Below are 13259 nucleotides of genomic sequence, written 5' to 3' on the forward strand. Positions count from 1 at the left end.
CTCCGGTTTGGTCAGGCGGGCAAAATGGCATGGGGCCGGGGGCAAGGCAAGCGACGCTAACCCCGCGTCACGGGGCGACTGCCTGAAATACAGGCAAGATGCCGCGATTGTTAATGAGAACCATTCTCAACTGTTGACTTAATTGAGAATCGTTCTCATTAATGTCTCATGAAACATACATCTGACCTGCTTCGCCCTTCCCGCCGCACCGCTTTAATCGGTGGCATCAGTGTCTTGGCACTTCTCGGGGCTGCGCCAGCCGCCTTCGCAGCGCAAAAACTTAACGTTGTCGCGACAACAGGGATGATCGCCGACGCCGCTCGCCGCGTGGGGGGCGAACTGGTCGAGGTCCGCTCGCTCATGGGCTCAGGGGTCGATCCGCACAGTTACCGCCAGACGCGCAGTGACATCGTGGCGCTGACACGGGCCGATCTGGTGCTTTGGCATGGTCTTTACCTTGAGGCGCAGATGGAGCGGTTTTTCGAAGATCTGGGCCGCAAGCGGGCCGTGGTTGCCGTGGCCGATGCGCTGCCCAAGGACGATCTGCTCAGCCACCCGGACTACGAGGGGCGTTATGACCCCCACGTTTGGATGGACCCGAAAACTTGGATCGCCGTGGTCGATGAAGTCACCCGCGCCCTGACCGAGGCGCATCCCGCAGGGGCCAAGACTTTCGCCCAGAACGCAGCCACCTACCGCGCCGAGCTGGAAAAATTGGCCACCTATGCCGCCGAGACTGTGGCACAGGTGCCAGAGAGCCAGCGCGTGCTGGTCACAGCCCACGACGCATTCAGCTATTTTGGACGCACCTTTGGGTTCGAGGTGATCGGCATTCAGGGCATCTCAACCAACAGCGAGGCTGGGTTGAACCGTATCTCTTCACTGGTTGATGAATTGGTCGAGCGTGAGATTGGCGCAGTCTTTGTCGAAACCTCCGTTTCCGACCGCAACATGCGCGCGCTGGTCGAAGGCGCTGCGGCGCGGGGGCATGAGGTCGTGATCGGCGGGTCGCTCTATAGTGACGCCATGGGGGAACCCGGCAGCTATGAGGGTACTTATATCGGTATGATCGATCACAATGTCACCACCATCGCCCGCGCGCTTGGCGCGCCGGTGGATGCGGGCGGGATGAACGGCAAGCTGGTACAGGGGAGCTGATCCATGACACTTGAACTCGCCAGCAACCGTGAGGCCGCGCTGACATCGCGTGCCGACAGCCCGCTCGCTGTGCGCGGCATGACCGTCTCATACGGACAAAAGCCTGCGGTTTTTTCAGTCGATATGACCGTCGAGCCGGGAAAGATGACCGCAATCATCGGCCCGAATGGCGCCGGCAAATCGACCTTGCTTAAGGCCGCTTTGGGCATTCTTACCCCGCTGGCTGGCACCGCCACTGTCTTTGGCAAGCCGGTGGCTGAGCAGCGTCACCGCATCGCCTATGTGCCGCAGCGTGCCAGCGTGGATTGGGATTTTCCGACCCGCGTGGTCGACGTGGTGCTGATGGGCCTTTACCCGCAGCTGGGGCTGCTGGGCCGCATCCGCCCCGTGCACCGCGCCCGCGCCACAGATTGTCTGGCGCGCGTCGGGATGGAAGATTTCGCCACCCGCCAGATCGGCCAGCTTTCCGGTGGCCAGCAGCAGCGGGTCTTTCTCGCCCGCGCCTTGGCCCAAGAGGCGGATCTCTACCTGCTGGACGAACCCTTTGCCGGGGTCGATGCCGCAACCGAGAAAGCGATCATCGCCGTGCTGAAATCTCTGCGGGATGCAGGTAAGACCGTTGTGGCCGTGCACCATGACCTGTCGACCGTGGCCGAGTATTTCGACAATGTTTTTCTGATCAATACCCACCGCGTCGCCGAAGGCAGTGTCGCGGAGGTATTCCAAGCCAACCACCTGCAAGACGCCTATGGTGGTCGCTTGGCAGGCGCGCAGATGGATGCGTTGCAACTGTCATGATCTGGGACGCGCTGACGCTGCAACTGGGCTATAATGCCACGCTGGTGACACTCGGGGCCACGCTTTTGGGCATGGCTGCGGGTGTTGGCGGCACCTTCCTATTCCTGCGCAAACGGGCGCTTGTCAGCGACGCGATCTCCCATGCGACGCTGCCCGGTGTGGCGCTGGCTTTCATGGCGATGGTCGCGTTCGGCGGTGACGGCCGCAACCTGATCGGCCTGCTGCTGGGCGCGGCGTTGTCTGCGGCGGCGGGGTTGCTTTTGGTCTCATGGCTCAGCAACCGCACGCGGCTGGCCGAAGACGCGGCGATTGGCTCGGTCCTCTCGGTTTTCTTTGGGCTCGGCATCGTCTTGCTGACGGTGATCCAGACCATGAGCGCCGGACGGCAAGCGGGGCTGGAGGATTTCCTTCTGGGGTCCACCGCCGGGATGCTTCGCAACGATGCGCTGATTATCGCGGTGGCAGCGGCGCTGACGCTGGCGCTTGTGCTGCTGTTGCGCCGCCCACTTACATTGGCGTCGTTCGATCCCGAATATGGCACCGCCATTGGCCAGAACGTGCCGCGCACCGATCTGGCGATGATGGGGCTGGTATTGGCCGTGACTGTGGTGGGGCTCAAGATCGTCGGGCTGATCCTGATCGTCGCGCTGCTGATCATCCCGCCCGTCACAGCCCGGTTCTGGAGCGAGCGCACCGATCACGTGGTGCTGATCTCAGGCGCACTTGGCGGTATCGCAGCCTATGTCGGTGCGGCGTTGTCGGCGGCGCAGCCGAACCTGCCAACGGGGCCGATTATTGTGCTGGTGGGCTTTGCGCTGTTTGCTCTATCGCTGTTGCTGGCGCCGGGGCGCGGGGCGCTGTCGGCTCTGCTGCGCCACCGCCGATACCAACGCCGGGTGCATCTGCGGCAGGGGCTGCTGGCGTTGGCCCATGGGCAACCGATCTACGAACAACTCACCCTACGCCTGCTACGCGCCGAGGGCTATGTGCTCCCCGACGGAGTGGCCACCAAAGCGGGCAGGGGCCGCGCGGCCAAGGCGCTGCGGGATGAGACCCGCTGGCAGCTCATCCGCCGCGATCCGGCCTATGAGGCCGCCGCCCAGCAATATGACGGTCTGACCCCGATAGAGACTGTGCTGACCGCCGACCAAATCCGCGAAATTGACAGCCGCATCGACATGCGTGGCGGGGTAATGGCATGAACGGTTCTGAATTCGTCCCCCTGTCGCTGGTGCCTATGCTGACGGGCATCTTCGTCGCCGTGGCCTGCGCCCTGCCAGGGAACTTCCTTGTCCTGCGCCGCCAAGCGCTGATCGGCGATGCGATCAGCCATGTGGTGCTGCCGGGGATCGTGGTGGCGTTCCTGCTGACCGGGGTGGTCAGCACTTGGCCGATGCTGCTGGGCGCTGCAGGCGCGGCGCTGATTTCTGTGCTGGCCATTGAGGGTGTGCGACGACTGGGCAAAATCGAATCCGGGGCGGCGATGGGCGTGGTCTTTACCGCCATGTTCGCGGGCGGCGTGCTGCTGCTTGAGCAATCGGACACCAGCAATGTGCATCTTGACGTGGAACATGCGCTCTACGGCAACCTCGAAAGCTTGATTTGGCTGGATGCGACCGGCTGGGGGTCTTTGTTGGACCCCGAGGTGCTGGCGACCCTCCCGGTCGAATTGCCGCGCATGGCTGTCACGCTTCTGTTTGTCGCGCTTTTCACGGTGATTTTCTGGCGACCGCTGAAGATCAGCACCTTTGACGAAGGGTTCGCGCGCACCATCGGCATGAAGACAGGGCCACTCGGCCTTGGGCTGGTGATCGTCGCCGCGATTGCCGCTGTCGCCGCTTTTGACGCGGTGGGCAGTATCATCGTCATCGCCATGTTCATCTGCCCGCCCGCTGCCGCCCGGATGATGACCAATCGGTTAGAGCATCAGATTGCATGGTCGGTGCTGTTTGCAACTTTGGCCGCCATAATGGGTTATGTGCTGGCGGGGTACGGGCCGCTTTGGATCGGCATGCGGGATTCGGTGTCGGCGGCGGGAATGATTGCTACGGTCTCTGGCGTGATCCTTGGGCTGGCGGCGCTGATGGGGCCGCATCGGCACAGAGGTGCCGCCGCCCCCGCCGCTTAACCGAATCGCAACGATTCGTTTTCTTACGAACCGATTCGTTTTTACTTTGACCTGTGATTCGTCCTGCGTCTATACAGGTGGCAAGCTCCCCCGGAGACCACTTGTACCCGGGTCGCCCGCCGCTCTGATAAGACCGGAATAACAAAAGCACCAGCGCGCCGAGAAGCCGACCCAGAAGCGGATCGCCCCAGTCTTGGCGGCGGTCCGCTGACTCTTCTCTCCCGCTCTGATAGACGCATTCCGATCTGGCAGAATCGGAATTGGCCATGCTAGGTCTTGCGGTATGCCAAGCCCGACCCCCAATATAAGCGAAAACCGCCCCGTCATCCGCCAGTTGGACGATTCCGCGATCAACCGCATCGCGGCGGGCGAGGTGGTCGAACGTCCGGCTTCTGCGGTGAAGGAACTGGTCGAGAACGCCATCGATGCGGGCGCGCGGCGGATCACCGTTGAATATGCCGACGGCGGCAAGACAATGATCCGTGTGACTGACGATGGGTGCGGCATGGCGCCCGAGGATCTGACGCTGGCCTTGTCCCGGCACGCGACCTCCAAAATCGATGGCTCCGACCTGCTCGACATCCACACCTTTGGCTTTCGGGGGGAGGCATTGCCGTCCCTCGGCGCGGTGGGACGGCTCACGATCACCAGCCGAGCGCCGGGGTTTGGCGGGGCCGAGATCACCGTCGACGGCGGACGCATGGGCGACGTGCGCCCTGCTGCGCTCAACAGCGGCACCATCGTTACCCTCCGCGACCTGTTCTTTGCAACGCCCGCGCGGCTGAAGTTCTTGCGCACCGACCGGGCAGAGGCGCAGGCCATCGGCGATGTCATCAAACGGCTCGCCATGGCCGAACCCTTCGTGCGCTTTGTGCTGCGTGATGTCTCGGGCGATGGCAAAGGCCGCGACGTTTTCCGGGCCGAGGCCGAGCAAGGCGATCTGTTTGAGGCGCTTCATGGCCGTCTGGCACAGGTGCTGGGCCGCGAGTTTGCCGAAAATTCCCTGGCCATCGACGCGATGCGCGAAGGGCTGCATCTGACCGGTTTCGCTGCCCTGCCGACCTACTCGCGCGGCTCTGCGGTGGCACAGTATCTCTTCGTGAATGGCCGCCCGGTGCGGGACAAACTGCTGACCGGGGCGCTGCGGGGCGCTTATTTCGACTTCCTCAGCCGGGACCGCCACCCGGCGGCGGCGCTCTTTGTCGAATGCCCGCCGACCTTGGTGGATGTGAACGTACACCCGGCCAAATCCGAGGTCCGCTTCCGCGATCCCGGGCTGGCACGCGGGCTGATCGTCTCGGCCTTGCGTCATGCGCTGGCCGAAGCCGGACACCGTGCTTCGACAACCGTGGCGCAGGCAACCTTGGGCGCGATGCGGCCAGAGCCACAGGGTGCACGGGTCTATCAGATGGACCGCGCTGGCATGGAGCGCCCCAGCCCCGCCGCACGTGAGGCCGCATATCAGGCGCAAGCGCCGGGCTTTGCCGAGACCGCTGGCGTTTGGGGGCGGGTGGAGGGCACGCCGATGCCCGAAGCACCGGCTGATGCACAGGCGTCCGAGACGCTAGCACCGGACTACCCGCTCGGCACGGCCCGCGGGCAGGTGCATGAGAATTACATCATCGCCCAAACCGCCAACGGCATGGTCATCGTTGACCAACACGCGGCGCATGAGCGGTTGGTCTATGAAAAACTGAAACGCCAGATGAATGACAACGGCGTCGCCGCGCAAGCGTTGCTGATCCCTGAAATCGTTGAACTGTCTGCAAATGACTGTGCCCGTCTGCTGGAGCTTGCCGCCGAACTCGCGAAGCTAGGCCTTGGCATCGAAGGCTTTGGCGGCAGCGCCATCGCCGTGCGCGAGACGCCTGCGATCCTCGGCACCGTCAACGCCCGCGCGTTGATCCTTGATGTGTTGGACGAGTTGGACGACGGCGACAGCAGCAACATCGTGCAGGCCAAAATCGAAGCGATCCTGAGCCGCGTGGCCTGTCACGGCTCGATCCGTTCGGGCCGCTTGATGCGCGCCGAAGAAATGAACGCGCTCTTGCGTGAGATGGAGGCGACGCCGCATTCGGGCCAGTGCAACCACGGGCGGCCAACCTATGTCGAACTCAAACTCGCCGACATCGAACGGCTTTTCGGGCGCACTTGATGGAGCTTGGCGGCACGACGTTGAACCTGTCTGACCCTGTGACGCTGGCCGCCCTTGCCGGCGCCGGGCTGCTGTTGCTCATCGTTATCCTGCTGATCATGGCGGTCCGCGCCGCTGGCCGCTCGGCCCGTGTGGCGGCACCCTTGGCACAGCAGATGCGCATTCTTGGAGGGCATGTGCAGCAGTTGGGGCAGGGGCAGGAGCAGTTGCGCGGCGGGTTGCAGATGGTCTCGGACACCCAAACCAACACCCAAGCGCAGATGATGCAGAGCATGGAGGCGCGGCTGGCCCATGTGCAGCAGCAGATGCAGGACCGCTTGGCCGACAACGCCGCCCGCTCGGCCCGATCCTTGGCCGAGATGCAGCAGCGCATGACCGAAACGCTGCACGGCTCGTCAAAGCGCACCACCACCAGCCTGACGCAGTTGCAAGAGCGGCTCGCCTCCATCGACAAGGCGCAGGACAACATTACCAAACTTTCGGGCGATGTGCTGTCGCTGCAGGACATCCTGAGCAACAAGCAAACACGCGGCTCATTCGGCGAAATTCAGTTGCGTGACATCGTGTCCAAAGCGCTGCCGAGTGACAGCTATTCGCTGCAAGCGACCCTCAGCAACGGCAAGCGGCCCGATTGTCTGATCCACCTGCCCAACCCGCCGGGGCCGATCGTAATCGACAGTAAATTCCCGCTGGAAGCCTATGAGGCGCTGCGCCGGGCCAAGACCGAGATTGAGACCCGCGCCGCGGCACAGCAGATGAAAACTGCCGTGCGGGTGCATCTGAATGCGATTGCCGACAAGTATATTCTGGAGGGCGAGACCGCTGAAGGCGCGTTGATGTTCCTGCCCTCTGAGGCGGTTTATGCCGAGTTGCACGCCAACTTCCCCGAACTGGTGCGCGAAGGGTTTGAAAAGCGTGTTTGGATCGTCAGCCCGACCACCTGCATGGCCACGCTCAACACCATGCGCGCGATCCTGAAAGATGCGCGGATGCGTGAACAAGCGGGGGCGATCCGCCGTGAGTTGGGCAATCTGAACAAGGACGTTGAGCGTCTAGCGATGCGTGTCGGCAACCTCGACCGGCACTTCAGCCAAGCGCGGCGCGATGTCGAAGAGATCAAAGTCAGCAGCGAGAAAGCCGCCAAACGCGCAGGCCGTCTGCATAATTTCGACTTCGAAGAACTGGCAGAAGAGAAAAGCGAGGCTATTGTTCCCTTAAGGACACCCAAAGGGAACGGCTGAATGAACGACGTGGACATTACCGGTATGACGCTGGAGGCGATGCAAACGCGGGCCGCCGCGTTACGCAGCGATATCTTGCAAACGCCGGTGGTGACGTTGTCCTCTCCTATGGTTGATGATGTGTTGGGTGGCGCGCGGATCGCGCTTAAGCTGGAGTGTTTTCAGCATACCGGCACCTTCAAGGCCCGCGGCGCGCTTTCGGTGGCGCGACAGCTTGACGATGACACCCGCGGGCGCGGGATCACCGCAGCCAGTGCGGGCAACCACGCCATCGCAGCAGGCTGGGCCGCGGCCAAGCTCGGCATCAGCGCCAAGGTGGTGATGCAGGACAACGCCAATCCTTTTCGCGTTGCCCTCGCCCGTGCCACTGGGGCCGAGGTCATCATGAAACCCCCGGGAGCCGAGACTTTCGCCGAGGCGGAGCGGCTCGTGCGTGATGAGGGGCGGTTTTTTATTCACCCATTTGAAGGGCTGCACACCTCGCTCGGAACTGCCGGCCTGGGGCTGGAACTGATGGCACAGGTGGCGGATCTTGATGCGGTCGTCGTCTCGGTCGGCGGCGGCGGGCTTATTAGCGGGGTGGCTGCGGCGGTCAAGGCGATCAACCCCGCCTGCCGGGTCTACGGTGTGGAGCCTGAAGGCGCCGACAGCATGTCGCAAAGTCTCGCCTCTGGCGCGCCTGTCACCATCCCGCAGGTCAACACAATCGCCGACAGCCTCGGCCCGCCGATGGCGTTGCCCTTCGGTCATGCGCTCTGTGCGGTCTATGTCGACGATGTGGTGACGGTCAGCGATGATGCGATCTGCGCCGGAATGGTGGTGCTGCAACAGGCGGCGAAACTGGCGGTGGAGCCTGCCGCCGGGGCTGCGATGGCCGGGGCGCTTGGCCCCTTGCGCGCGCAACTGGCAGGGCGGCGTGTCGGCGTGATTGTCTGCGGGGCGAATATCGACACTGACAGCTATCTGGCGCAACTCACCCGTGGGCAGGCAGCGCTTGAAAGCCTGCTGTCTTAGCGGCCCCTTTCCACACTGCTCGTGGCCTTTCGGCCCTGTGAAAACACCCAAGAAAATGTACCGGGCGCTGCAACTTTAACTCCCCTTTATCCGTGTTTGCCCCATATCCAAAGTCCCGGACCAAAGCAGGACCCCTATGCCTTTTGAAGCTCTGAACGACGCCATCCACCCCCAGCATCCTCTCGACCGACGGGTCGCGGTGATTGGCGGGGGAATTTCCGGTATGGGGGCGGCACATATGCTGGCGCCCGCAGACCGGGTGACCCTGTTTGAGGCAGGCGCGCAAATAGGTGGCCATGCCCGTACGGTGATGGCGGGCAAAAACGGCGATCAGCCGGTAGATACCGGGTTTATCGTGTTTAATTATGCCAACTATCCGCATCTTGCGGCGCTTTTTGCGGAGTTGGACGTGCCGGTTGTGCCGTCGAACATGAGCTTTGGCGCGTCGATTGACGGCGGGCGTCTGGAATATGCGCTGACCAATTTTAACGCGGTCTTTGCTCAGAAACGCAATATGTTCAGCCCGCCTTTCCTGCGGATGCTGCGCGATATCGTGCATTTCAACAAAAACGCTCTGGCTGTCTCGCGCGATCCGTCGATGACCATTGCCGAGTTTCTCGACCGGCTTGGCACCGGGCGCTATTTCCGCGACTTCTACCTCTCGCCGCTTTCCGGTGCGATCTGGTCCACCCCGACCGAAAAGATCATGGACTTCCCGGCCCATGCCATGGTCAACTTTTTCGAGAACCACGCGCTGCTGAACTATTCCGGCCAGCATCAGTGGTACACGGTGAAGGGCGGCTCGCGGCAATATGTCGACCGGCTAGAGAGCGCCCTGCGCGCCAAGGGCGTCGCGTTGCGCACCGACAGCGCCGTGCAGGCCGTGCGGCGAACCGCGCAGGGTGTTGAGGTCCATGTTTGGGGCGGTGAGTGGGAGGCGTTTGACGAAGTGATCTTTGCCACCCATTCCGATGACACGCTGGCAATGCTTTCTGACCCGACCGAGGCTGAGCAGCGTGCGCTCGGGGCGATCCGCTACCAGCCTAATGACATTGTGTTGCATGCAGATACCAGCATCATGCCCAAGCGCCCCTCCACATGGGCATCTTGGGTCTATACTGAGGATCGGGAGCAGAAGTCTGACCGGATCGACCTGACCTATTGGATGAACTCGCTCCAATCGATCCCGCAGGATGATCCGCATTTCGTGACCCTCAACACCAAACGCACGATCCGCGAAGAGCTGATTTACGATCAAGTCACCCTGCGCCATCCGGTCTATGATCTTGCCGCCTTGGCCGCGCAGGAGGAGGTGCGTGCGTTTAACGGCAGCCAGAATACGTGGTTCTGCGGCGCTTGGATGCGGCACGGCTTTCACGAAGACGGGCTGGCCAGTGCGGTGGATGTGGTTGAGCGGATGCAGACCGCGCGGGCGGCGCCCTTGGCGGCGGAGTGACGGCAGGCGTCGATCATATCAGCGGTCAGACCTTCCATGGCCGCAAGGGCGCGGTCGAAAACCGCTTTCGCTATTCGGTAGACTATGTGCTTTGCGATGCGGAGACCGAGGTATTGGCCACGCCCGCGCTGTTCGCCCGCAATGGTACGGGGCTGACCAGCCTGCAAGACAGCGACCATGGCGGCGCGCCGGGGCAGGGGCGCGGCGCTGCTTGGGCGCGCGATGTGTTGGCGGCACACGGCATCTCTGGCGTGGCGCGGATAGAGCTTTTGGCGCAGCCGCGTGTGCTAGGTCATGTCTTTAATCCCGTCAGCTTCTGGCTTTGTCGCAGGGCGGACAACGCGCTGATTGCGGTGATTGCTGAGGTCACCAATACCTACGGCGACCGGCATTCTTATCTTTGCCATCACCCTGACCTGCGGCCTATTCTGCCTGAGGATCGGCTGGAGGCGGCTAAACTCATGCATGTCTCACCCTTTCAGGATGTCTCGGGCGGTTATGTGTTTCGGTTTGATATTAACCCTGAGCGGATCGGCATCTGGATCGATTTCACGGATGGTGAGAATGGGTTGATCGCGACATTGACCGGGCCGCGTGCGCCGCTGACGAACGGCCGCATCCTCTGGTCGCTGCTGCGCCGACCCTTCGGTGCGCGGCGGGTGCTGGCCTTAATCCATTGGCAGGCGCTGAAACTCTGGCTCAAGCGCGCCGGATTTCGCGGTCGGCCTGAGGCGCCCGAGATCGAAGTCTCGCGCGACAGCGCCCATGGCGCGGGTGGCAGATGAAGAGGCCTGCGGCGCGACTGCCCGCCTATGCGCTCTTCGCGGCACTGCTCGCAGCAGCGGGGCTGCCGATCTACATCCATGCACCGAAATTCTATGTCGATGAATATGGCGTATCGCTGGCTGCTCTCGGCTCTGTCCTGTTTGCGCTGCGGCTGCTCGATGTCGTGCAAGACCCTGCACTCGGTTGGTTGGCTCAAAGGCTTCGTGCCCAGCGGGCGGCGGCGGTGGCGGGGGCAGGCGCGGTAATGGCGCTGGCGATGCTGGGGCTTTTTGCCGTGCCGGCCCCTGTGGCTCCGGTGCTATGGTTCGCGCTGATGCTGACGCTGGTTTTCTCCTCTTTCAGTTTCCTGACCATTTGCTTTTACGCGCAGGGGGTCGCAAAGGCTGACATGCTCCCCGGTGCGGGGCATCTGACGCTGGCGCGTTGGCGTGAGACCGGGGCGCTGTTGGGCGTTTGTGTGGCATCCGTGGCCCCATTGCTGCTGGGCTTGGCCCTCGAACGGCCCTTTGCCGGTCTTGCAGTGGGCTTTGCCATCTTGGCCCTCTGGGCAATCACTGCGATGCGCGGCGAATGGCGCGCGGCGGGGCCGCCCATGGCCAGCGGATTTGGCACCGTTTTGCGGGACCAGCAGGCGCGGCGGTTGCTGCTGATCGCGCTGGTTAATGCCGCGCCGGTGGCCGTTACGTCGACCCTGTTTCTGTTCTACGTTGAGTTGGCGCTCGACGCGCGGGGGTGGGAAGGGCCGCTTTTGCTGCTCTTCTTTCTTGCTGCTGCGGCGGCGGCCCCGATTTGGGGAATGCTGGCCGAACGCTTTGGCGCGCGGCAGGTTTTGTTGTTTGCGATGACCTTAGGCATTGTGGCCTTTGGTGGCGCGCTGCTGCTGGGGCCGGGGGATGTGATGCTTTTCGCGCTGGTCTGTCTGGCCTCTGGCGCAGTTCTGGGCGCGGATTTGACGCTTTTGCCCGCCATGTTCGCCACCCGTATGGCGCAGATCGCCCCCTCCGCTGCCGAAGGTTTCGGTCTTTGGTCCTTCGTATCTAAATTGACCTTGGCTTTCGCGGCGGCGGCCCTACTTCCAGCTTTAGAACGCGCAGGGTTACAGACCGGTGCGGGAGACAGTTCCGACACATCCATCTCCCTGTTGATCTGGTTCTATGCTGGTGTACCTTGCGCTTTGAAATTGCTGGCGATCGCTCTGCTTGCCAGTACCAATGACGTGGAGAAACTGTGACAGAGCCGTTGATCTTTATCGCTGTCGGGCTTGCGCTTGGTCTATTGCTGACCTTTCTGCGCCGCCGTTTGGGAGAGTTCCACGGGCAATCGCCGAGCGACTATGTCGATTCCTTCCCTGTCTTCGACCTGCGCTTGCATCTGCGGGACAAAATGATCTGCGAGGGCGTGATCTTTGGCCCCCTGGGCCGTGTTACCAGCAGTTTTACCGCGAATTTCGACGTGTCCTGGGAGGGCAACGTGGCGACGGTGGCCGAGACTTTCCGCTACAATGACGGTTCGCGTCAGGAGCGGGAATGGACCGTGACGCTGGGCAAGAACGGCAATTTCACCAGCACCGCGCCGGATGTGATCGGTGAGGGGCAGGGGATCCAGTCAGGGCCGACACTGCTGCTACGCTACCGTATCCGTCTGCCCGAAGAGCTTGGCAGCCATGTGCTGAAAACGGTCGATTGGATGTATCTGACCCCCGACGGCACCATCGTGAACCGCAGCCAGTTTCGAAAATTCGGGATTAAAGTAGCAGAATTGGTCGCCACGCTGCGACCGGCGGAGGAACGATGAAGGACTGGCAAGGCAAGACCTTTTGGCTGGTGGGCGCAAGCGACGGACTTGGCGCGGCGCTGGCCCATCAACTCAGCCGCACCGGGGCGGAGGTGATCCTTTCCGCCCGGTCAGAGGACAAGCTGACCGAATTGGCCTCAGCCCTGCCGGGGCGGGCGCGGGTGCGGGTCTTGGATGTGACCGATGAGGCCGATGTCGCCGCCGCTGCGCAGGAGATCGGTCCGATTGATGGGCTGGTCTATCTGGCCGGAGCCTATTGGCCCTTCGGTGCGAAGGATTGGCAAGCGGGTCACGCCGTAACCATGGCGGATGTGAACTTTACCGGCCTGTTGCGCGTGCTGGGACAGGTCGTGCCGCAGATGGTTGCCCGAGATGAGGGGCATATCGTCATCACCTCTAGCCTGACCGCCTATCGGGGGCTGCCCGGCTCAATCGGCTATACGGCCTCCAAGGCGGCAACAATGTCTTTGGCGGAATGTATGCACGCCGATCTGCGCAAGACAGGCGTGCAGGTTCAGGTCATCAACCCCGGTTTCATCAAGACCCAGTTGACCGACAAGAACGACTTTAAAATGCCCTTCTTGATGGCGCCGGAAGACGCCGCGCGGCGGGTCTATGAGCATATGAACAGCGACAGTTTCAAACTGGATTTCCCGTACGGGTTCTCGCTGCTGTTCCGTTTGGGGCGGTTCCTGCCGGATTGGCTGTACTACCGGTTCTTTTCCTGAG

The 13259-nt window shown here is 62.5% G+C and carries 12 protein-coding genes; all 12 read left to right on the plus strand.

Annotated elements, in window-relative coordinates; translation table 11 throughout:
* Positions 1 to 168: 168 nt before the first annotated feature.
* The 12 genes from K3759_RS02220 (at position 169) to K3759_RS02275 (ending at position 13258) form a co-directional block, all read left to right on the plus strand.
* Positions 169 to 1158, plus strand: coding sequence for a metal ABC transporter solute-binding protein, Zn/Mn family (locus K3759_RS02220; RefSeq protein ID WP_259984116.1), 990 nt, complete (start codon positions 169 to 171; stop codon positions 1156 to 1158).
* A gap of 3 nt (positions 1159 to 1161) precedes the next feature.
* Positions 1162 to 1956, plus strand: coding sequence for a metal ABC transporter ATP-binding protein (locus K3759_RS02225; protein ID WP_259984118.1), 795 nt, complete (start codon positions 1162 to 1164; stop codon positions 1954 to 1956).
* Positions 1953 to 3158, plus strand: coding sequence for a metal ABC transporter permease (locus K3759_RS02230; protein ID WP_259984120.1), 1206 nt, complete (start codon positions 1953 to 1955; stop codon positions 3156 to 3158). The genes K3759_RS02225 and K3759_RS02230 overlap by 4 nt, the downstream gene beginning before the upstream one ends.
* On the plus strand, positions 3155 to 4084 hold the full coding sequence (locus K3759_RS02235; RefSeq protein WP_259984121.1) for a metal ABC transporter permease: 930 nt from the start codon (positions 3155 to 3157) through the stop codon (positions 4082 to 4084). The genes K3759_RS02230 and K3759_RS02235 overlap by 4 nt, the downstream gene beginning before the upstream one ends.
* Positions 4085 to 4367: 283 nt before the next feature.
* Positions 4368 to 6239, plus strand: coding sequence for a DNA mismatch repair endonuclease MutL (gene mutL / locus K3759_RS02240; RefSeq protein WP_259984122.1), 1872 nt, complete (start codon positions 4368 to 4370; stop codon positions 6237 to 6239).
* On the plus strand, positions 6236 to 7480 hold the full coding sequence (locus tag K3759_RS02245) for a DNA recombination protein RmuC (protein ID WP_259984123.1): 1245 nt from the start codon (positions 6236 to 6238) through the stop codon (positions 7478 to 7480). The genes mutL and K3759_RS02245 overlap by 4 nt, the downstream gene beginning before the upstream one ends.
* Complete coding sequence (locus K3759_RS02250) at positions 7481 to 8494, plus strand: pyridoxal-phosphate dependent enzyme (protein ID WP_259984126.1); 1014 nt, start codon at positions 7481 to 7483, stop codon at positions 8492 to 8494.
* Positions 8495 to 8630: 136 nt separating this feature from the next.
* The gene (locus tag K3759_RS02255) at positions 8631 to 9950 is read left to right on the plus strand and encodes an NAD(P)/FAD-dependent oxidoreductase (protein ID WP_259984128.1); all 1320 of its coding nucleotides are present in this window, start codon (positions 8631 to 8633) and stop codon (positions 9948 to 9950) included.
* Positions 9947 to 10735 (plus strand): DUF1365 domain-containing protein, encoded by a 789-nt coding sequence (locus K3759_RS02260; protein ID WP_259984130.1) that lies wholly within the window; start codon positions 9947 to 9949, stop codon positions 10733 to 10735. The genes K3759_RS02255 and K3759_RS02260 overlap by 4 nt, the downstream gene beginning before the upstream one ends.
* Entirely contained in the window at positions 10732 to 11967 is a 1236-nt protein-coding gene (locus K3759_RS02265) for an MFS transporter (protein ID WP_259984132.1), read from the plus strand. The genes K3759_RS02260 and K3759_RS02265 overlap by 4 nt, the downstream gene beginning before the upstream one ends.
* Positions 11964 to 12530: a DUF3833 family protein gene (locus K3759_RS02270; RefSeq protein WP_243262183.1), complete on the plus strand. Its 567-nt coding sequence runs from the start codon at positions 11964 to 11966 to the stop codon at positions 12528 to 12530. Before K3759_RS02265 ends, K3759_RS02270 begins: the two co-directional genes overlap by 4 nt.
* Positions 12527 to 13258: an SDR family oxidoreductase gene (locus K3759_RS02275; RefSeq protein WP_259984135.1), complete on the plus strand. Its 732-nt coding sequence runs from the start codon at positions 12527 to 12529 to the stop codon at positions 13256 to 13258. The genes K3759_RS02270 and K3759_RS02275 overlap by 4 nt, the downstream gene beginning before the upstream one ends.
* Position 13259 lies beyond the last annotated feature (1 nt).

The sequence above is a fragment of the Sulfitobacter sp. W027 genome, assembly GCF_025143985.1.
In the GTDB taxonomy this organism is placed as follows: Bacteria; Pseudomonadota; Alphaproteobacteria; order Rhodobacterales; family Rhodobacteraceae; genus Sulfitobacter.